This window comes from Terrabacter sp. Soil811 (assembly GCF_001429655.1).
Lineage (GTDB): Bacteria > Actinomycetota > Actinomycetes > Actinomycetales > Dermatophilaceae > Terrabacter.
This window is the reverse complement of sequence record NZ_LMSX01000002.1, coordinates 88,711-107,536: the sequence shown is the minus strand read 5'-3', so window position 1 is coordinate 107,536 and position 18,826 is coordinate 88,711. Positions and strand designations below refer to the sequence as shown.

Below are 18,826 nucleotides of genomic sequence, written 5' to 3'. Positions count from 1 at the left end.
CACCCGTCTGAGCAGCGGGAAGGGCTGCCCGGCGGTCGCCGGGCAGCCCCTCCCGCCGTCCCGCGTCAGCGTCGGGTCCGCCACACGAGCCGGTGCACCCCGAGGTGCCGCGGCAGCGTGCGCAGACCGCGGATCCAGGGGATGCAGATGAAGCCGATGCTCAGCAGGATCATGAGGGACCAGACGGCGATGTCGGCGTTCTCCGACGTCGAGAACGGCGGGACCTGGTACCACAGCGAGTACAGCCAGAGCCACGGCTGACCCGGGTAGTTGCCGGTCTCGTTCATGATCCCCCACTGGTCGCCCCCGAGGTTCTGGGCGCGGGCCGCGTCCTCGAGGTGCGTCCCGTCGGCGAGCAGCAGCAGCGCCCGCGTGCTGTCGACACCGAAGAAGGTCGTGCGCGAGGTCAGCAGACCCTCGAGCGCGCCGCCGTCGGCCAGGCGCAGCTCGGCTGCCGCGATGATCGGGACCGGTCCGTAGTCACCGCTCGCGACCTTGGCCGGGTCTCCGTCCGGCGCGGCCGCCAGGGCGTCGGCGTAGGCCGCGGACCACGCCTGCTGCCGGTCGGCTGACGCCGCGTCCCAGGCGTGGACCGCAGCGACGACGGCCGGGTCCGACGTGAGGCTGCGGACGGGGTCGAGGACGAGGTCCTTCGCGGAGTCGACGGGGACGGTGACCCCGGGCAGCGTCTGGAGGTTGACCGGGCCGAGGCTCTGCCCCTCCCCGGCGGTGTTGTAGGGCGGGCCGTAGCCGGCGCTGGTCGTCGTACCGGCGAGCTCTCCCGTAGCGGTGGCGACGACGTCCGCCGGCGCCTGACGCGCCCACTGCTGCAAGGAGATCGCGGGCTCGTCGGGAGACGAGAAGGCGAGGGCGGCGACGACGGACAGCACCGAGACCACACCGAGCGCGATGACGAACTCCTTGACGAGGTCGTAGCGGCGAGTCGGGAAGGCGTGCGAGTCGGGCGTGGGCCCCCACCCGCCCGTCCCGCGCCTCATGACCCCACCTCGGTGCGCGAGACAGGAGGTGCCGGCTCGGTGGCTCCGATGGGTGGCGCGACACCGCGTCGGCGCACGAGGACGATGTGCACGACGACGATCGCCCCGACGACGAGCGGGAGCAGCGAGACGTGCCACAGCATCATCTGGCCGAGGTCCATGACGTTGAACCAGGCCCCGATCCCCGCGGCGTTGAGCCCGTCCTTGGCCTGGGTCGAGATCCACTGTGCGTCGAAGTTCGTCTGGATGAGGTAGCCGGTGAAGGCCGTCCCCAGCGACCCGAAGAAGGCGAGCGCGCCTGTCGCCCAAGTCAGTCCGCGGTTGCCGCGCCACGACGCCATGAAGAACTTGCCCCAGAGGTGGATGACCATGGTGGCGAAGAAGAGCTCGACGCTCCAGAGGTGCACGGAGTTGACGAAGTGTCCGAGCGTGCTCACGTGCCACCAGGCCACCCCGCCGAGGGACAGGACCAGGCCCGACACGATGATGACGACGAGGCTGGCGAGGCAGGCGACGCCGAAGACGTAGATCCACGAGGCGACGTAGACGGGCTGCCGGTCGGGCAGCCACTGCCCGCGAGGCACGAGGCCCTCGACCCAACGGGTGAGGGCGGCCGTCCACGTGTCGTGGGCGTGGCGCGTCTGCGGCTCGGTTGGTTCCGACCGCAGGGACGTCGAGGGCCCGCTCACTGGTCCTCGTCCTCACGGGGAGCAGGGAAGGGCAGCAGGAGGGCGAGCACGAAGACGACGACCATGAGCAGGATGACCAGGAGGTTGGCGACCGTGATCGTCAGCCATCCCCACTGGACGACAGGACCTGCAGGAACCGGCTGTGACGCGGCGAGGAACTGGGTGATCATCTCTGGCCTCCGGGGAGTGCGAAGCTGTGAGTCCTCCTGCCCGGCGCAGATCTACTACACACCGTAAGAGTAGATCTGCGCGGCCTGCACCGGCGCCCGAATGTGATCTTCGGCGCCCCCGGGGCCTACGAACGCCGCAGTGCCGAGAGCAGCTCGGGCGCCCGCTGCTCGTAGAGCCGGGCGCCGACGCCCACCCCGACGATCCCGACGACGATGCCGAGCAGCACCCCGACGATGCCCGCCCCCCAGCCGGCGGCGACGGAACCCTGCCAGGCCCACCAGGCGAGCAGGATCGTCGGCGAGGCGAGCAGCAGCGTGCCGAGACTCGCCATCGACTGCGCGGCGATGGTGATCCCGGCAGCCCCCGGCGGCGCGTTGAAGGGGCTCTCGCCCGACTCCGCCACGGGGTAGGGCAGCACGACGCTCATGACGCTCGAGACGGCATACCCCGCTCCGAGCAGGGACACGGAGAGTCCGAGCGCAGTCGGGAGCAGGTCCCAGCGGTCGGCGACCGCGACCCCGACGACGACGTAGACGGGGACGAGGACGGCGGCGAGGAGGAGGTCAGGCAGGAGGCGTCCGCGACGGTCGTCCCGCCCGGACGTGCCGGACGCCACGTGCAGCCACAGGGCGTCGGACTCGTAGGCGACGGCGTTGTGCTCGCTCCAGCCGAGGAGGAACGCGACGAGCGGGCCCATGAGCAGCGGGGTCCACGCCACGTCGCCCGTGACGAACGGGATGAGCAGCGCGAGCGGCACGACGGGGGTCATGGCCATGCTGATCTGGTAGCGGGGGTCACGGCGCCAGTAGGTCAGGACGCGCGCCGCGACGGCGCCGAGCGGCGTACCGGGCAGCCGGGCCAGCAGGCCGAGGTCGTCTCCGGACGAGGTGCCCGAGTCGGAGCGCGAGACCGCGCGCGGGTTGTCGACCTCGTCACGCAGCACCCGGGACCACAGCAGGAAGACGACGACGAGCAGTCCCGCGGCCAGGGCCAGGCGCACCAGCCCGGTGCCGATGTCGCCCGCCGCCACGTCACCCGGGGCGGCCCAGGCCCAGCCGAGAGGCGACCAGCCGACGACGACGGCGGCTGTCGTGGCGACGTCGCGCAGGCTCGCTCCGAGGTTGGCCACGACGGAGATCGCCGGACCGATGACGACGAGCAGGAGCAGGCCGAGGACCGCGATGACGTCACGACCGCGACGGCTCGAGATCGCCTGGGTCATCACCGCGGACACCCATCGGCTCGTCGTGATCGCCGTCAGCAGACCGATCGCCGTCGCGACGACGGCCATGAGCGTCGAGGCGAGCGTGTGGGACCAGGCGACGACCACCCCGACCGACAGCACCATCGACGCGATCGCCGGCAGGCCGACGAGGGCGGCGGCCACGAGGCCGATCGTCAGGTCGCGATGTGGGACGGCGAAGGTGGCGAAGCGACCCGGGTCGAGGGTCGGGTCGGAGCCGAAGGAGAAGAGCGGCACGACGGTCCAGAGCACGATGCCGGCGGCGCCGGCGAGCGGGATGACGACGCGCGCCGCGTCGAGGGACCCGCGGAAGGAGGCGAGGATGACGGCGAGCCCGGCCACGAGGACGGCGAAGTAGACGATGCCGACGACGGCGCCGATCGCCTGGGCCCGGCTGCGCCGGAAGATGTTGCGCAGCAGGGTGAGCTTCAGTCGGACGAGGTGCGCAACCACGAGAGCCCCACCACCTCGGTGGACCCGCCGACGAGGTCGACGAACCGCTCCTCCAGCGACCGGTCGCCCCGGACGTCGTCGAGCTCCCCCGCGGCGAGGACGAGCCCGTCGGAGATGACGGCGACGTGCGTGCAGATGCGTTCGACGAGGTCCATGACGTGGCTCGAGAGGACGACGGTGCCGCCGGACTCGACGAAGCCCGCGAGGATGCGGCGGATCGTCGCGGCCGAGATCGGGTCCACCGCCTCGAACGGCTCGTCGAGCACGAGGACGCGGGGACCGTGGACGAGCGCCGAGGCGAGCGTGACCTTCTTCGTCATGCCCGCCGAGTAGTCGACGACGAGCTTGCCCTGCGCCTCGGTGAGGCCGAGCGCGGCGACGAGCTCTGCAGCCCGCTCCGACGCGAGCTCGCGCGGCATCCCACGGAGCAGGCCGGCATACGTGATCAGCTGGAGCCCGGTCAGCCGGTCGAAGACCTTGAGCCCGTCCGGGAGCACGCCGATCAGCCGCTTGGTGGCGACGGGGTCGGCCCAGACGTCGCGACCCAGGACGAACGCCTGTCCGGCGTCGGGGCGCAGCAGTCCCGTCACCATCGACAGCGTCGTCGTCTTGCCGGCGCCGTTGGGCCCGACGAGCCCGAAGAACGAGCCTCGCGGCACGTCGAGGTCGATCCCCTTGACCGCGATGAGGTCGCCGAATCGCTTGCCCAGCCCCCGCAACGCGATCGCCGGACCCTCAGTCGGATCGCCTTGGGGTGCAGGCAGATCGGTCACGTCGCTCATGTCACAGCCCCGAGATCGAGCGTCAGAAGATCGCCGACTCGGCGTCGCGCAGCGGGGTGTACGTGAGGCCGTCGACACCGGAGAACTGCTCGATGTGGCCGGAGTACATCCGGTGCCCGACGTCGCTGAGCAGCGCGTCGTGGATGGGGATGAAGACCTTCGGGGCGATGCGACCGACGAAGGCGATCGAGTCCCGGCTCGCGGCCCACGGCGCGCTGAGCGGGTGGGCGAGGACGTCGACCGGGCCGGGCTCGCCGTCGTACGCGTCGCCCGGGTGGAAGAGGGAGGGCTCGCCGTCGGCCCGCAGGACGACACCGACGTTGGGGATGCGCGGCATCGCCGCGTGGTTGAAGGCGTGCAGCTCGCCGACCGGGGTGACCGTGACGTCGCCGACGGCGAAGTCCTCGCCCTGCCGGGACGGCACCGCCGGCAGGCCCTCGTCGCGCAGCTTCTCGGCCGTCAGGGGGTCGGTGTGCACCGTCGCTCCGGGGTTGGCGCGGATCAGGGCGCTGACCCGCTCCGGGTCGAAGTGGTCGGCGTGGTTGTGGGTGACGAGGACCGCGTCGAGGCCGGTCAGGTCCTCGAAACCCGTCGAGAAGCTGCCCGGGTCGATGAGGATGCGGCGGTCGGCGGCCTCGACGAGGAGGCAGGCATGTCCGAGGTGAGTCACACGCATGCCACCACCTAATCACGGTCCCCTCGACCGAACCGCGAGACACAGCACACGCGGGGCCTCAACGTTCTGCACGCGTCGCTGCCGGGTGCCAGACTCACCGCAGGACCGGTCGCACCGTGGACCGGCGCGTGCTGGCTCGGCCGGATCGGGGTGACGACGGGTGGACACCGTGGCGCACGACGCTGACCTGCGCCTGCTCCGGGCATACGAGCCCGTCGTGCGCCTCACCCGCGGCGAGTACTTCCTGCCGGTCGCCGTCGACGCCTACGTGGCACACGCGAGCCTCATCCGCGACGAGGCGGGGTCGGCCACGGTCCTCACGCCGACGGGCACCCTGGACCTGGCCGCGCTCGCTGCCCACGGTGCGGACCACGACGGGCCCGGCCTGTCACTGTCCGGCATCACCGAGCCGCGGTCGTTCCGAGAACGCCTGCGTCGCGCGCTGCCGGGCGCCCGCCCGAGCTTCCGCGCCGGCAGCCGTCTCGCGCAGGTCGGCCTGCTCGGCCGGACGATCGACACGTTGAGCCGGCTCTCGCTCCTGCTCCGCGGATCGGTGCCCGGCGGCAGCGCCGCGACCGCGTACGCCGTCCAGCAGGCGCACCTCTCCCCCGACCGCCCGACCTACTACGGCCGCGTCGTGCGCAGCGACGGCTGGGTCGTGTGCCAGTACTGGTTCTTCTACGCGTTCAACAACTGGCGTTCGGGCTTCTCCGGGGTCAACGAGCACGAGGCCGACTGGGAGCAGGTGACGGTCTTCCTCGACGGCACGGGCACGCTCGGCGACGACGGCCTGCCGCCACCCCGCTGGGTCGTCTTCAGCGCCCACGACGAGACGGGCGACGACCTGCGGCGCCGCTGGGACGACCCCGACCTCGCAACGGTCGACGGACGCCATCCCGTCGTCTTCGCCGGGGCCGGATCCCATTCCGGCGCCTACCTTCCCGGCGACTACCTCATCACCGTCGCACCCCCGTCCTGGGGCGGTGTCATCCCGGCCGTGCGCCGCCTCGCCAAGCTCTTCGCCCCGTGGGCGCGAGCGGCCCAGGGCGCCGGGCTGGGCATCCCCTACATCGACTACGCCCGCGGGGACGGCCCGTCCATCGGCCCGTCGGCCGAGCTGGCCTGGAGTCCTGTCGTCATCGACGACCGGACCCCGTGGGTGCGCGACTACCGCGGGCTCTGGGGCCACGACACGAAGGACCGTCTCGGAGGTGAACGAGGGCCTGCCGGCCCGCGCTACGAGCGCAACGCCACGGTCCGGCTGTCGTGGGGAGACCCCGTCGGCTGGGCCGCGCTCGCGAAGGTCGCCCCGAGCCCGGAGGCCGAGGCGGCCCTCGTCGCCGATCGCATCGACGAGATCGACCAGCAGCTCGCCGACCTCACCGAGCAGTCCGACGCCAGGGTCCACTCCCTGACGACGCGCGCCGCCGGTCTCGGCCCCGACAGCCCCGACGTGCGGGGTCTGGCGTCCGACGAGCGGGAGCTGACGTCCCTCCGGATGGATGCCGTGCGACTGCGCGACGAGCGGTCCCGGATGGAGCGTGCCCTGCGTGACGGACTCCCCACGGCAACACCCCACGCACACCTGTCCCGTCGTCGGACGCCGATCACCGCGAGCGATCGCTCGCGAGACCGCCTGCTCGCGGTCTGGGCCGTCGTGAGCACGCCCCTCGTCCTCTACCTCGTCGCCGGCTTCTTCAAGCCCGAGGTGACCGACCGGCCGCTCGGCGCCGCCGTGCTGCTCGTGCTCGTCCTCGGGGTCGAGGCCTTCACCCGCGGCTACTTCCTGGCGTATGCCGTCCGCGTCGTCGCGGTGCTCGGCGTCGTCGCGCTCGTGGCCGAGTTCGCGGGCAACTGGCAACCCGTGACGTACTGGGTGCTCGTGTCGGTGGCTGTGGTCGTGCTCGTCGTCAACCTGCGCGACGTCCTGCGACGGTAGACCCGGCGCGGCAACACGGGCGCGCCGGATCCACCATCGCCACATCCGGGCTCAGGCGTCGATGCTCGACATGTCGCCGTAGCGGGCACCCCGCACCGCGGCCCTCGGCACGGCTGCGTCGATCGCGGCCAGGTCCTCGGCGGTCAGCTGCACGGATGCGGCCCCGACGTTCTCCTCGAGGTAGCGCACCCGCTTCGTCCCGGGGATCGGCGCGACGTCGTCACCCTGGGCGAGAACCCAGGCGAGGGCGAGCTGTCCGGCGGTCGCTCCCTTCGACTCGGCGATCTCGCGCACCCGCGCGACGAGGGCCAGGTTCGCCTCGAGGGCCTCGCCCTGGAAGCGCGGGAAGTAGGCGGTGCGGCGGGAGTCGCCGGCCTCGAGGTCGTCGGGTGAGGTGATGGCCCCGGTGAGGATGCCGCGTCCGAGGGGCGAGTAGGGCACGAGCCCGATGCCGAGCTCGCGCAGCGTCGGGAGGATCTCGTCCTCGACGTCGCGGGTGAAGAGCGAGTACTCGGTCTGGAGCGCGGTGATCGGGTGGACGGCGTGGGCGCGCCGGATGGTCGAGGGCGAGGCCTCCGAGAGACCGAGGTGGCCGACCTTGCCGGCCTCGACGAGCTCGGCCATGGCGCCGACGGTCTCCTCGATCGGCACGTTCGGGTCGACGCGGTGCTGGTAGTAGAGGTCGATGTGGTCGATGCCGAGCCGCTGGAGGGAGGCGTCGGCCGCGCGGCGGACGTAGTCGGGGCGGCCGTTGATGCCGAGCCGGGTGCCGTCCTCGGCTCGCTCGTTGCCGAACTTCGTGGCGAGGACGACGCCCTCACGGCGACCGTCGAGGGCCCGACCGACGAGCTTCTCGTTGGTGAACGGCCCGTACATGTCGGCCGTGTCGAGGAAGGTGACGCCGAGGTCGAGGGCGCGGTGGATCGTCGCGACGGCGGCGGCCTCGTCACCCGTGCCGTAGAACTCGGACATCCCCATGCAGCCGAGGCCGATGGTCGAGACGGTCAGTGGTGACGCCGCGCCGAGGGTGCGCGTGCCGAGCGGTGCTCGGTCTCCTGCAGGGGTGGTGGTCTCGGGGATCTGGGTCATGCGATCGAGTGAAACGCTTCGAGCGCGCTCGAAGTCAAGCAGTCGACCGCGCCGCCGCGCGCCGGTGCTGGAACCTCAGGTCTCGGCGCGCTCGAGCGCGGACTGGTAGATCCCGATCTTGTTGTCGATGGCGCCGAGGTGCTCGGTGACCTCGGCGAGCTGGGACAGCACCCGCGCCCGGTGGTTCTGGAGCAGCGCGAGCCGCTCGGTCTCGTTGCCGTCTCCCTGCCGGCAGAGCGCGGCATACGCCTTGACCTCGCGGATCGGCATTCCCGTGGCGCGCAGGCGCGTCAGCATCCGCACCCACGTGAGGTCGCGCTCGGTGTAGACGCGGTGACCCGAGCTCGTGCGGCCGACGCCGCGCAGCATCAGCCCGTCGCGCTCGTAGTAGCGCAGCGTGTGCGTGGTCAGGCCGGTGCGCTCGGAGGCCTCGGCGATGGTCAGCCCCTGGGGCGGTGCGATGACGGTCACGGGACCATGCTGACGCTTCGAGCACACTCGAAGTCAAGCGGGAGGGCGGCTGCCGTGCTCCCGTCCACCCGACACGGGCCGGCACACGGTGACGCGGAGCAGCCGTTGGCGACGACGGCCGACGCCGCGCGTGGACGCGCGGCGTCGCTCCTGGGCGTCCGGCCACGTCCAGCACTCCCAGCCGGCGGCGTCAGGTGGGGTGGGTGCCGGCACGGTCGCTCCTCTCTCCTCGGCAGGCGACCGAACGGGGCGGGTCCCCCGGCCCCCTTCGCCGGCCCCGCGGAACGACCGCGCTGGACGCGCACCTCGTGGCCGCGTGCTCTGGGAACGACGTGACACCCCCCGGGGTTACGCGTCGGTAGCCGGCCGACATCAGTGACGGGGCTGTCCGTGACCTCGGAGCCGGGACCACAGCCCCGCCGTGGGTGGCGGGAGCCGCAGCGACCCGGTGTCACCCGGGACGACCGCCGCCTCGCGCGCGGACTCGAGCTCGGCGACGGCCCGCAGCGAGTCGCTGATGAGGGAGCCGTAGACAGGCCACTGCTCGGGGTCCTCGAGGGGCGTCGTGCGCACCTGCTCACTCAGCGAGGTGAGGACCTCCCGAGCCCTGGCCGCGCCCTCGTCGAACCTCCGGGTCGCCTCGTCGTCGTGTCGGCCCAGCTGTGAGACGGCCTGCGCGATGCCGTCGAGGGCGTCGGCGTACTCCGCGAGGAACGTGTCGGAGGGCGCGGGCCGTCGACGTCGCTCGTCAGCGGCATCGACGAGGGTCCGGCCGATGCCCGTGACCTCCCAGACGGTCCGGCGGAGCGTCGTGACGGTGCGCTCGTAGCCGTCCCAGTCGACGTCTGCGGGACGGATGTTGTCTCGCAGGTTGAAGCGCATGCTCTCGCGACCGGTGCGGATGTCGTCGACGACGTACGGCGCCTTGTCGCCGATCTCGCCCCCGCGGCGGTACCACCGACGTGCCGACTGGACGTCCCAGTCACCGCGGAGCCCGGTGGCCATCTCCTCGAGGAGCTCACGCACCTGTCGCGCGAGCGCCGACACCCGTTGACGCGGTTTGGTCAGGTGGAGCGGTGCGAGCACGATCGCGTTGGTCGCCACCCCGATGATGCCGCCGGCCACCGTCTCGACGATCGTCAGATAGGTGAACTGCTCGTCGGTGCCACCGGCCGTGATGAGCGACAGGAGCACCATGGCCGGCACCTGGATGCCGTGCTCCCCCAGACGCGACCACCGCCCGATGACGAGCGCGACGAGGATGACCCCGAACATCGTCCACCACGTGACCCCGAAGACCGTGGCGACGACCCACGCGACACTGAGCCCGAGCACGACGGCGGCGATGCGCTGGGCGCTGGCCGACAGGGAACGCACCATGGTGCGGTCGACGACGAGCAGGGCGGCCATCGGCGCGTAGAACGGGACCGGGCTGTCGAGCACCCGCACGGCGAACTGCCACGCCAGCACGGTCGCGACCGCCGCCTTGACGAGGAGAAGCAGGGCGTCGCGTTCCGGCCCGGGCTGGTGCAGCGCCCGACGCAGGGCCCGCAGCCTCTGGTTGGTGTCGTCCCGCCACTGGCTCATGTGCGGTCACCCGCCGCCGCGTCCGGAGGACCGGCCGCCCCTGGTGCCCGCTCACCCGCGCCCGGCCTCCTGGCGGGGGCGCTCACGGGGACCTGCGCTCCGAGGCCTCTTCGACGGCCCGCTTGTCGATGTCGTCCATGGCGCGGGTGTCCCGCGGCACCGCGAACGGTTCGAGGTCCTCCGGGACGCCCTCGGCGATCGCGCGGCTCCGGTCGAGCTCGGCGTTGACCTCGGCGCCGAGCAGGATCGCGATGTTCGTCAGCCACAGCCAGACGAGGAAGATGACGACACCGGCGAGGGACCCGTAGGTCTTGTTGTACGACGAGAACAGCGCGACGTAGACGGCAAACAGCCCCGAGACGACGAGCCAGATCAGCACGGCGATGACGCCGCCGGGGCTGACCCACTTGACCCCTCCCTGCTTCGCGTTGGGACTGGCCCAGAAGAGCACGGCGAAGAGCACCGACACGAGGACCAGCAGCACGGGCCACTTGAGCACCCCCCACACGAGAAGGGCCGTGTCCCCTGCACCGATGAGGTTGCCGACCTGCTCGGCCACCGGCCCGCTGACGACGACGATCACCGCGCTGGCGACCATGACGACGACGGCGAACAGGGTCACCCCGACGCGGATCGGCACCGTCTTCCAGATCGGACGCCCCTCCGGGATGTCGTAGATGACGTTGGAGGCCCGCATGAACGCCGAGACGTAGCCCGAGGCCGACCAGAGCGCCACGAGCAGCCCGAGGACCGCCCCGAAGCCGGCGCTCGTCCGGTTCGCCTGTGCCTGGGTGATGAGCGTGCGCACGAAGTCCGCGCTCGAACCGGGTGCGATCGCCTGGACCTGGCTGACCACCTGCGCGGTGGCGTCGCGGCCCATCAGTCCGAGCGCGGCGACGAGCACGGCGAGAGCCGGGGCGATCGAGAGAAGGCCGTAGTAGGTCAACGAGGCGGCGAGGTCAGTGAGGTTGTCCCGCTTGAACTCGACCCGGGCGCGCTTGACGGCCGCGACGAGCGAGGACCGAGGCAGGTCGGAGGGACTGTCGGGGGTGTCGGACTGTGCCTGGCTGCGGCTGCTGCGTGAGGGGTCGCTTGCTGGTGCCATTCCCTGCCCGTACCCAGTGGGTGGGACGACCGCACGGGACGGGGGCCGGTCCCGGCTGGTCTTCGGGCAATGGCAGCATGGGGCGCTGCTGTGGGTACGAAGCACTACGCGTCGCCCGACAGGGCAGGTGGTCGCCTCCGGACGGCGGGCACCACTGACCGCACGTCGGCACGCGCCGACACGAACCGGAGGGAGAGGCCGCGCATGGTGGACGTACAGCCTGACCTCATCGCCGGGCGCTACCGGCTCATGAACCGGATCGGCTCCGGCGGCATGGGTCACGTGTGGCTGGCCTGGGACGAGCGACTGAGCCGCGCCGTGGCCGTCAAGCAGCTGCACTCCCCCGTCGGCCTCGACGAGGCCGACGCTCGCGTCGCCCACGCACGCGCCATGCGGGAGGCCCGCAACACGGCCCGACTGCACCACCCCAACGCGGTGCCCGTCTTCGACGTCGTCGACCACGACGGCCAGCCGTGCCTCGTCATGCAGTACCTCCCGTCGCGGAGCCTGCACGCCGTGCTGGCCGAGCGCGGCCCCCTTCCGGTGCGCGAGGTCGCCCAGCTCGGCGCCCAGCTGGGCTCGGCCCTCGCCGCCGCGCACCGCGCCGACATCGTGCACCGCGACGTCAAGCCCGGCAACGTGCTCGTCGCCGAGGACGGCACGGCCCGCATCACCGACTTCGGGATCTCGCACGCCGTCGGCGACGTGTCCCTCACCTCGACCGGCATGGTGACCGGCACCCCGGCCTACCTCGCCCCGGAGGTCGCGCGCGGGGCGCCGTCGAGCCCGGCCTCGGACGTCTTCTCCCTCGGCGCGACCCTCTACGCCGCCGTCGAGGGCTCGCCGCCGTTCGGCACCGGAAACAACCCGATGGCGCTGCTGCACCGGGTGGCCTCCGGCTCGATCACCCCGCCCGGTGACGGTCCACTCGCCCCTGTCCTGCTCGCGATGCTCGCCGCGTCTCCCGACGACCGTCCCTCGATGCAGGACGTCTCGGCCGACCTCGCCGAGGTCGCCGCCGGACGTCCGCCCCGGGGCCCCGTGCCACCTCCCGGTGCCGGGACCGACCTCCGGCCCGACCGTACGCGGGTTCTTCCCGTGGGCGGGCCGGCCCGGACCGCCGGCGCAGCGGCCGCGGCCGGCGCAGCGGCCGCGGGCGGCGCAGCGTCGGTCGCCGGCGACAACCTGGGCGGCGACACCTCGGACACCAGCCGACTGCCGGCGGCGGGGGCGTCCGGCGCCACCGACGCGCCGGCCCGAGTCATCGCGACTCCACCCTCCGACGCGACGCGGCTCGAGGGCGGCGGCGACGACGGTGACGAGGGTGGCGTGGGTGGCGCTGACGGGGACCGAGACGGCGAGGCCCCGGGCCGCCGCCGCTCCGCCGTGCTCCTCGTCGTGGCCCTGCTCGTGCTCGCGGGCGCCGGCCTGGCCATCTGGGGCCTGCAGCGCGACACCACCGACCCCGGCGGCCAGGCTGCGCCGCCGGTCGCGTCGACCAGCCCGGTGACGCCCAGCGTGACGCGACCGCCGACGTCGCCGACGACGTCGCGGGCCGAGTCGCCCTCGCCCCGGCCGACCGCTCCGACCAGCACGCGCCCGGCGACCCCGTCGAACACGCCGTCCACGGCTCCTTCGACGGCTCCGTCCACGACGGTGTCGGGGCGCCCGACGGACGCCGAGCTCGCCCGTGCCGTGCGGGACTACTACGCGCTGCTCCCCGGCAACACGGACGCGGGGTGGGCGCGCCTGACCGACCGCTACCGGTCCACGACGTCCGGCAGCCGCGCGACCTACGAGCGCTTCTGGGGCTCCGTCTCCTCCGTCGACGTCCGCCAGGCGACCGGGTCGGCACCGCGGTCGGTCGTGGCGACCTTGCGCTACGCCTTCGACGACGGGCGTCGATTCGAGGAGCGGACGGCATACTCCCTCGTCGACGACGGCGGGATCCTCAAGATCGACCGCTCGTCGGTGCTGAGCAGTCGCCAGCTCTGACGGGCAACGGCTCGGCGACGCGCCGAGGTGGGTCGAGGTGTGTCGAGCCCCCGCCGACCGCGTTCGGGTGGCCGTGCCTCAGATCTGGGGCGGGGCGCCGCGGACGGCGGGGTGCTCGGGGTGTGGTTCGACGGTGACGGGGGATCCCGTCAGGGGCAACGCCACATGACCAGTGAACGAGCGGAGTGCCCTGCTCGGTTCCGCGCCGCGCCGACCGGGGCCACCACGCTCGTCGTGCAGGCCTGCGCGAGACGCTCGAGCATCGCTGCCCGCTCGCTGCCGGTCATCACGGTCGCGAACGTCTCGTCGTCGGCCGCCGTCACTGCACTCATCGTGGTTCTCCCTGGTCGCGGCACCCGGCTCTACCCTGTGGCCGGTGTCCCAGGAGTAGGTGTACCAGCCGCAAAGGGCGGATACGTCCCTATTGCCCGACTTTCTGCAAGAAAGTCTCAAGAAACGTGCAAGGGATGGTCAGCCGACGGCCGCGGCCAGAAGGGCGCGCGGCCGTCGGTGGGCCGTCGACCGACCGCTGGTCGACGGCCGGCGCCGGAGCTACATGCGCTCCGCGCCGTCCCGGATCGCCTCGCGGATGCGGGTGTACGTGCCGCACCGACAGACGTTGCGGATGCCGTCGAGGTCGTCGTCGGTGATGGCGCGACCCTCGGCCCTGACCTTGCGCACCAGCGCCACCGCCGCCATGATCTGGCCGGGCTGGCAGTAGCCGCACTGGGCGACGTCCCGTTGCAGCCACGCCTCCTGCATGGGATGCAGGTCGGCGCCGACCGTGTCGGGCAGGCCCTCGATCGTCGTGATCTCGTCGTCGGGGCCGACGTCCTTGACCTGCACCGAGCAGGGGTTGAAGGCCTTGCCGTTGAGGTGCGAGGTGCAGGCCTTGCAGACGTTGATGCCGCACCCGTACTTGGGTCCGGTGATGCCGAGGACGTCGCGCAGGACCCAGAGGAGCCGCACGTCGTCGGCCACGTCGACGGTGACGGACTCGCCGTTCACCCGGAAGGTGTGCTGTGCCATGGGGGTGCTCCTCAGTAGGTGTGGGCGAGGCCGTCGGTGGGCGACGGCGGCACCGGGGGGACGAAGGTCTTCGGGGTGAACGACACGGTCCCGTGGTTCACCGGGAACCGGGTCGGGACGGTGCCGGTGGCGCGGGCGTAGGCACACGCCGTGGCGGCGACGGAGGCGGCGACGCCGGCCTCCCCTGCGCCGCCGGGGAGCTCGGCGTCCGAGGGCATGACGATGCACTCGAAGGTCAGGGGCACGTTCCACTGGCGCGTGTAGAAGTAGTTGTCCCAGCTCGCCTCGAGGAAGTGACCGTCCTGCAGGTGGTTGCTGCTCGTCAGGGCGAGCGCGATGCCGTCGGAGACGCCGCCCATCATCTGCGCCTCGAGTCCGCGCGGGTTGACGACGAGCCCGGCGTCGATGGCGATGACGGCCTTGGTGACGCGGGGACCGGTCACAGCGTCTCGGACCTGCCGGTTCACGGTCTCGGGGCGGCAGTCGATCTCGACGAGGACCGCCGTCGCGCCCTTGTACTCCGAGTGGATCGCGATCCCCTGGGCGGTGCCGGACGGCATCGACCGTCCCCACTGCCCGACCTCGGCGACCTTGCGCAGACAGGCCTTGACGCGCTCGTTGCGCAGGAACGCCAGGCGGAAGGCGAGCGGGTCCTTGCGCAGCTTCTTGGCGAGCTGGTCGATGAACAGCTCGTTGGCGCAGGCGACGTCGGGCGAGTAGATGTTGCGCATGCTGCCGGTGTTGAAGCCCATGTCGACCTCGCCCAGCAGCTGGGTCACGACCCCGAAGTCGTAGGGCAGCTCCTGGGTCAGCGTGAAGATCGACTCGGCCAGACCGAGGTTGCCCAGGCCGGCGGGGAGCTCTGACGCCATCGCGGTCAGCCGCTCGCCCAGGCCGTGCGAGAAGTCGGTCTTGATGCTCGTGTGCCGCTGCTCGAAGGTGAGCACCTCACCCGCGAGCAGCGTGGCGCGGATCCGTGACGTCGCCATCGGGTGCGTGCGCCCCTGACGGGGCTCGTCGGCCCGGTGCCACATGAGCTTGACGGGCTTGCCCATGGCCCGGGAGATCTTCGCGGCCTCGATCGCCGCGTCACCGAAGAGCTTGTGCCCGAAGGACCCTCCGCCGGTCACGACGTTGACGGCGACGCGGGCGATCGGCAGGCCGAGGGCCTTGGCGATGTTGCGCTGGGCGACGATGGGAGCCTTGAGGCCGGCCCAGACGGTGGCTCGGTCGTCGCGGACGTCGGCGATGGCGCAGTTGGGCTCGAGGGCCGCGCTGCTGCGGAACATGAACTCGAAGCGCAGGTCGACGGTCTGCGCCAGCAGCGGCACCTTGGGCACGGTCATGGGCAGCTCGGCGGCCTTGAGCCGGCGCAGCACCGAGTCGTCCGACTCGCCCTCGACGGGGCCGCCGTCCCACGTGACCCGGAGGGCGCGGACGGCGTCGATGCACTGGCCGAACGTCTCGGCCCGCACGGCGACACCCGTGTCGACGACGACGACGTCGGTGACGCCGGGCAGGGCCCGGACCGCCGCGAGGTTGTCGACGCTGCGCGGCGATCCGTTGAGCGTGGGCGGGCGGCACACCATCGTCGGCAGGGCGTCAGGCACGTCGAGGTCCATGGTGAAGCGCTTGCGCCCCGTCACGGCATCGAGCGCGTCGATCCGGCTGCGGGGCGTGCCGATGACGTCGAACGAGCTCGTCGCCGTGAGCTCGACGTCCACGGCCGTCGTCGTCGAGCTCGCGGCGGCGCCCGACAGCTCGGCATACGTTCGCGTGCCGCCGTCCGGAGCGGTGACGACACCGCCCTTGGCGACGAGCGAGGCCACGGTGGCGCCGAGCGCGGCCGCCGCGGCCTCCAGGAGGGCCCCACGGGCCACCGCGGCGGCCACCCGGATCGGGGTGAACATCGACTGCATCGTGTTCGACCCGCCGGTGAGCTGGTTGAAGACGAGCTCGGGGCGCGCGGGGGCCAGTGTCACGCGTACGTCCTCGACGCGCATCGAGAGCTCGTCGGCGATGATCATGGCCGCGGCCGTCGTGATGCCCTGCCCGACCTCCATCCGCGGGATCGCGAAGTGGGCCAGGCCGTGGTCGTCGACGGTGATGGTGATCAGCTGCGACGTCGGGAGCGCCGAGTGGGTCTGGAGGTCGCCGAGGTCGTAGAGCTCGGGCACCTGCGGCGCACTGGGGACCGCGGCCGAGGCAGGAGCGGCGCCGCCGACCTCCGCCGCGACGGTGAGCGTGGCCCCGGCGACGACGAAGCCGATGAAGCGCCTACGGCTGATGCCGTCGGCTGGTGAGCCATGGGCTCGGACGGAGCTCTGGGCGTGCGGGTGGCCGGGCGTCGTCGTCATTGACTGGGGTCCCTTCTCGGAACGTGCACGTGCGTCCGGGGTGCCGTGGGGTGGGGGCGGGTCGCACGTGGTGGTGCCTCCGTGGTTCGCCGCAGAGGCGGATCCGGATTGCCCTGCCCCAACGAGCCGACGAGGCGCGATGTCACGGGCGCCGCGAGATGGCACCCATACAGTGGGTTCCGTGCCCAGTCAGGTCGATCCGACGCCCCGATCGAATACCGGGCGCGCCGCCGACGTCGTCGACGTCTTCGTCTACGTCGTCGTGCTCAACCTCTTCATCGAGTACGTCCCAGCGGTCATCAGCGAGACCTTCACGCTGTCGCTGCTCACGGCGGTCCTGCTCAAGGGCGTCCTCGAGGTCGTCGTCGCGGTGAAGAAGCGGGCGAGGGGCCGGTTCACCGCCGCGCGCAGCGCCGTGGGCAAGGTCGGCGCCGGGCTGCTCCTGTGGGGCGTCCTCGTCGGCAGCAAGTTCGTCGTGCTCAAGACCATCGATCTCGTCTTCGGCGACAGCGTCAGCCTCGGCGGGTTCGTGTCGGTGACGCTGCTCATCCTCACGCTCCTGCTGAGCCGGCTCGTCGTGCGCCGGCTGCTCGCCCCTCCGTCGCGGGTTCCGGCGCCTGCGGGCTGAGGCCCTCGACGTGCGCCCGCGAGGCTGCGACAGTGGGCTCATGTCACTCGAGACGTGGTGGTCCGCTGTGCGACCCGAGACCAGGGACTGGATCGTCGCCCACAACGGCGAACCGCTCCCGCTCGACGTCGTCGAGGACATCACGCGAGTCAGCGGTCCCGTCGACCCCGACGCCTGGTGGGTCGCCGGCCGTGGGCCTGACGGGCTGGAGCTCTCGGACGCCGCCGTCGACTGGGTCGAGACCGTGGCCAATGGCGAGGCTCCCCCCGAGCCCTAGCCGACGTCGGCGAGCCACTCGCCGACGAGGCGCGAGATCCCGCGGTTGCCCCTCAGCGCGGCAGGCGCGAGGTCCCGAGGTCGATGACGTCGCTCGCCACGTCGTCGAGGTCGCGGCCGGTTGCCTCGGCGTGCCTGCACAGCAGCGCGTGGGCCTCGTCGGCGGTCAGGCCGCGGCGCACCACCACGAGGTCGACGGCCACTGCGAGGTCGATGCCGTCGGACGGACCCGACCGCCCTGAGGTCGCCGAGGACCGGTCGAGGGTCCGGCCGACGTTCCGGCCGTTGGCGCCCTCTGACCGGCCGCGCGGGGCTCCGGGCGCTGACGACGTGCTCACCTCGCACCCATACCCGGCAGGTGCCCGGTCCTCTCACCGCGGCCACCAGCCGGCTCGGACCCGACCTGACCGTGCGGCGTCAGGCCCGAGCGGGCCGCTCGCGACCGAAGGTGGCTGGCGTCGTGAGACGTGCCGAGCACGTGCGATCGGTGACGAAGGGCTGCAGCTCGACCTCGGCGCCCTCCTCGCCGACGGCGGTCATGGTGCCGCGGATCAGCCCCCGGTGGATGGCGCACACGACCTCCGGGTGGGCCCGCGCCATCGCGAGGAAGGGACAGTCGTTGAGGGTGAGCTCGACGGTACGGCCACCCTCGGAGGTGGCCAGCTCGGGCCGGTAGCCCCACTCGTCGAGCAGGTCGACGGCCATGCCGACCTTGCCGAGCCAGCCACCCGGGGTCGAGGCCGGCGGCGGCGCGGGCTCCTCGCGCCGTCCACGCACCCAGCGCTCTCCGGCGCCCTCGGGGTCGCCGGGCGAGCCGTCCGCCGCGTCGGACCAGGCGCTCGTCAGCAGCTCGGTGAAGGCATGCAGGGCCTCCTGGCTCGCGAGGCCCGGCCGCGTGCTCCGGGCGTCGACGTAGATCTTGCGGGGCCGACCCACGGCGCCGCGCCGCTGCACGGTCGCGACCAGCCCGGCGCCGACGAGCCGCTCGAGGTGGAAGCGGGCCGTGGTGACGTGGAGGCCGAGGGCGGCACCGACCTCGGAGGCGCTGAGCCCGCCTCTTTCGCGGCCGCGCGTCCCGGCGGAGGCGTCGTGGGTCCCGACCGGGTCGCCGGAGTCGGCGAGCAGGTCGAGGACGGCCCGACGCATGGGCGACGTCTGGACGTCGCAGCGGATGGCACCTGGCACGCCGATCCTCCTTTTCGTTGATTTGGAGGATAAGCCAGAGCCTGCCTCAGCGAAAAGCGGGATCGAGAATGCCGTTGGCCCGATAGCCGTTTGCCGCGCCGGAACCCGCTGGGAGCAGTAGCGTTGCGCTCAGTTCGGGGACACCGGGGCCGT

Annotated in this window: 19 protein-coding genes; 4 read left to right on the top strand and 15 right to left on the bottom strand. The window is 72.3% G+C overall.

The window, feature by feature from the left end; genetic code table 11:
- Nucleotides 1-65: 65 nt before the first annotated feature.
- The 6 genes from ASH01_RS06190 to ASH01_RS06170 all read right to left on the bottom strand — a co-directional run bounded on the left by ASH01_RS06190 (nt 66) and on the right by ASH01_RS06170 (nt 5,012).
- Nucleotides 66-998, bottom strand: a complete 933-nt coding sequence (locus ASH01_RS06190) for a hypothetical protein (RefSeq protein ID WP_056772994.1) — start codon at nt 996-998, stop codon at nt 66-68.
- A complete protein-coding gene (locus tag ASH01_RS06185; protein ID WP_235508620.1) occupies nt 995-1,687 on the bottom strand; it encodes a cytochrome b N-terminal domain-containing protein in 693 nt (230 codons plus the stop codon). Before ASH01_RS06185 ends, ASH01_RS06190 begins: the two co-directional genes overlap by 4 nt.
- Complete coding sequence (locus tag ASH01_RS22855) at nt 1,684-1,857, bottom strand: hypothetical protein (protein ID WP_156415467.1); 174 nt, start codon at nt 1,855-1,857, stop codon at nt 1,684-1,686. Before ASH01_RS22855 ends, ASH01_RS06185 begins: the two co-directional genes overlap by 4 nt.
- Before the next feature lie 125 nt (nt 1,858-1,982).
- Nucleotides 1,983-3,554, bottom strand: coding sequence for a hypothetical protein (locus tag ASH01_RS06180; RefSeq protein ID WP_056772991.1), 1,572 nt, complete (start codon nt 3,552-3,554; stop codon nt 1,983-1,985).
- Nucleotides 3,530-4,336 (bottom strand): ABC transporter ATP-binding protein, encoded by an 807-nt coding sequence (locus ASH01_RS06175; protein ID WP_056772988.1) that lies wholly within the window; start codon nt 4,334-4,336, stop codon nt 3,530-3,532. Before ASH01_RS06175 ends, ASH01_RS06180 begins: the two co-directional genes overlap by 25 nt.
- A gap of 22 nt (nt 4,337-4,358) precedes the next feature.
- Nucleotides 4,359-5,012 carry an MBL fold metallo-hydrolase gene (locus tag ASH01_RS06170; RefSeq protein WP_056772985.1) on the bottom strand — a complete coding sequence of 218 codons (654 nt, stop codon included), beginning with the start codon at nt 5,010-5,012 and terminating at the stop codon, nt 4,359-4,361.
- Between the two features lie 169 nt (nt 5,013-5,181).
- Here ASH01_RS06170 and ASH01_RS06165 point away from each other — a divergent pair, with 169 nt between their 5' ends.
- Complete coding sequence (locus tag ASH01_RS06165) at nt 5,182-6,951, top strand: hypothetical protein (RefSeq protein ID WP_056773055.1); 1,770 nt, start codon at nt 5,182-5,184, stop codon at nt 6,949-6,951.
- A gap of 51 nt (nt 6,952-7,002) precedes the next feature.
- Here the strand turns inward: ASH01_RS06165 and ASH01_RS06160 are convergent, their stop codons facing one another.
- The 4 genes from ASH01_RS06160 to ASH01_RS06145 all read right to left on the bottom strand — a co-directional run bounded on the left by ASH01_RS06160 (nt 7,003) and on the right by ASH01_RS06145 (nt 11,203).
- Nucleotides 7,003-8,040, bottom strand: a complete 1,038-nt coding sequence (locus ASH01_RS06160; protein ID WP_056772984.1) for an aldo/keto reductase — start codon at nt 8,038-8,040, stop codon at nt 7,003-7,005.
- Between the two features lie 75 nt (nt 8,041-8,115).
- Complete coding sequence (locus ASH01_RS06155) at nt 8,116-8,511, bottom strand: MerR family transcriptional regulator (RefSeq protein WP_056772981.1); 396 nt, start codon at nt 8,509-8,511, stop codon at nt 8,116-8,118.
- A gap of 372 nt (nt 8,512-8,883) precedes the next feature.
- The gene (locus ASH01_RS06150) at nt 8,884-10,098 is read right to left on the bottom strand and encodes an FUSC family protein (protein ID WP_056772978.1); all 1,215 of its coding nucleotides are present in this window, start codon (nt 10,096-10,098) and stop codon (nt 8,884-8,886) included.
- Between the two features lie 82 nt (nt 10,099-10,180).
- The gene (locus tag ASH01_RS06145) at nt 10,181-11,203 is read right to left on the bottom strand and encodes a YihY/virulence factor BrkB family protein (RefSeq protein WP_056772976.1); all 1,023 of its coding nucleotides are present in this window, start codon (nt 11,201-11,203) and stop codon (nt 10,181-10,183) included.
- A gap of 204 nt (nt 11,204-11,407) precedes the next feature.
- On the opposite strand from ASH01_RS06145, the gene ASH01_RS23335 reads away from it, so the two are divergent.
- Nucleotides 11,408-13,198: a serine/threonine-protein kinase gene (locus ASH01_RS23335; RefSeq protein ID WP_056772973.1), complete on the top strand. Its 1,791-nt coding sequence runs from the start codon at nt 11,408-11,410 to the stop codon at nt 13,196-13,198.
- A gap of 149 nt (nt 13,199-13,347) precedes the next feature.
- Here the strand turns inward: ASH01_RS23335 and ASH01_RS22850 are convergent, their stop codons facing one another.
- From ASH01_RS22850 to ASH01_RS06130, 3 genes are all read right to left on the bottom strand, one after another.
- Nucleotides 13,348-13,530 (bottom strand): hypothetical protein, encoded by a 183-nt coding sequence (locus ASH01_RS22850; protein WP_156023350.1) that lies wholly within the window; start codon nt 13,528-13,530, stop codon nt 13,348-13,350.
- 220 nt (nt 13,531-13,750) lie between these two features.
- Nucleotides 13,751-14,227 carry a (2Fe-2S)-binding protein gene (locus ASH01_RS06135; RefSeq protein WP_056772970.1) on the bottom strand — a complete coding sequence of 159 codons (477 nt, stop codon included), beginning with the start codon at nt 14,225-14,227 and terminating at the stop codon, nt 13,751-13,753.
- 11 nt (nt 14,228-14,238) lie between these two features.
- Nucleotides 14,239-16,584 (bottom strand): molybdopterin cofactor-binding domain-containing protein, encoded by a 2,346-nt coding sequence (locus ASH01_RS06130; protein ID WP_056772967.1) that lies wholly within the window; start codon nt 16,582-16,584, stop codon nt 14,239-14,241.
- A 181-nt stretch (nt 16,585-16,765) separates the two neighbouring features.
- On the opposite strand from ASH01_RS06130, the gene ASH01_RS06125 reads away from it, so the two are divergent.
- On the top strand, nt 16,766-17,212 hold the full coding sequence (locus tag ASH01_RS06125; protein ID WP_056773051.1) for a hypothetical protein: 447 nt from the start codon (nt 16,766-16,768) through the stop codon (nt 17,210-17,212).
- Nucleotides 17,213-17,252: 40 nt separating this feature from the next.
- Nucleotides 17,253-17,489, top strand: coding sequence for a hypothetical protein (locus ASH01_RS06120; protein WP_056772964.1), 237 nt, complete (start codon nt 17,253-17,255; stop codon nt 17,487-17,489).
- A 52-nt stretch (nt 17,490-17,541) separates the two neighbouring features.
- Here the strand turns inward: ASH01_RS06120 and ASH01_RS06115 are convergent, their stop codons facing one another.
- Together ASH01_RS06115 and ASH01_RS06110 are read right to left on the bottom strand one after the other, a co-directional pair.
- Nucleotides 17,542-17,826, bottom strand: coding sequence for an ANTAR domain-containing protein (locus ASH01_RS06115; protein ID WP_056772962.1), 285 nt, complete (start codon nt 17,824-17,826; stop codon nt 17,542-17,544).
- Nucleotides 17,827-17,905: 79 nt separating this feature from the next.
- On the bottom strand, nt 17,906-18,673 hold the full coding sequence (locus ASH01_RS06110) for a helix-turn-helix transcriptional regulator (RefSeq protein ID WP_056772958.1): 768 nt from the start codon (nt 18,671-18,673) through the stop codon (nt 17,906-17,908).
- Between the last annotated feature and the right edge of the window lie 153 nt (nt 18,674-18,826).

Coding starts and splice junctions, on each gene's coding strand:
- ASH01_RS23335 (WP_056772973.1), top strand. CDS start 11,408: ATGGTGGACGTACAGCCTGACCTCATCGCCGGGCGCTACCGGCTCATG.
- ASH01_RS06150 (WP_056772978.1), bottom strand. CDS start 10,098: ATGAGCCAGTGGCGGGACGACACCAACCAGAGGCTGCGGGCCCTGCGT.
- ASH01_RS06190 (WP_056772994.1), bottom strand. CDS start 998: ATGAGGCGCGGGACGGGCGGGTGGGGGCCCACGCCCGACTCGCACGCC.
- ASH01_RS06130 (WP_056772967.1), bottom strand. CDS start 16,584: ATGACGACGACGCCCGGCCACCCGCACGCCCAGAGCTCCGTCCGAGCC.
- ASH01_RS06170 (WP_056772985.1), bottom strand. CDS start 5,012: ATGCGTGTGACTCACCTCGGACATGCCTGCCTCCTCGTCGAGGCCGCC.
- ASH01_RS06175 (WP_056772988.1), bottom strand. CDS start 4,336: ATGAGCGACGTGACCGATCTGCCTGCACCCCAAGGCGATCCGACTGAG.
- ASH01_RS06160 (WP_056772984.1), bottom strand. CDS start 8,040: ATGACCCAGATCCCCGAGACCACCACCCCTGCAGGAGACCGAGCACCG.
- ASH01_RS22855 (WP_156415467.1), bottom strand. CDS start 1,857: ATGATCACCCAGTTCCTCGCCGCGTCACAGCCGGTTCCTGCAGGTCCT.
- ASH01_RS06135 (WP_056772970.1), bottom strand. CDS start 14,227: ATGGCACAGCACACCTTCCGGGTGAACGGCGAGTCCGTCACCGTCGAC.
- ASH01_RS06145 (WP_056772976.1), bottom strand. CDS start 11,203: ATGGCACCAGCAAGCGACCCCTCACGCAGCAGCCGCAGCCAGGCACAG.
- ASH01_RS22850 (WP_156023350.1), bottom strand. CDS start 13,530: ATGAGTGCAGTGACGGCGGCCGACGACGAGACGTTCGCGACCGTGATG.
- ASH01_RS06120 (WP_056772964.1), top strand. CDS start 17,253: ATGTCACTCGAGACGTGGTGGTCCGCTGTGCGACCCGAGACCAGGGAC.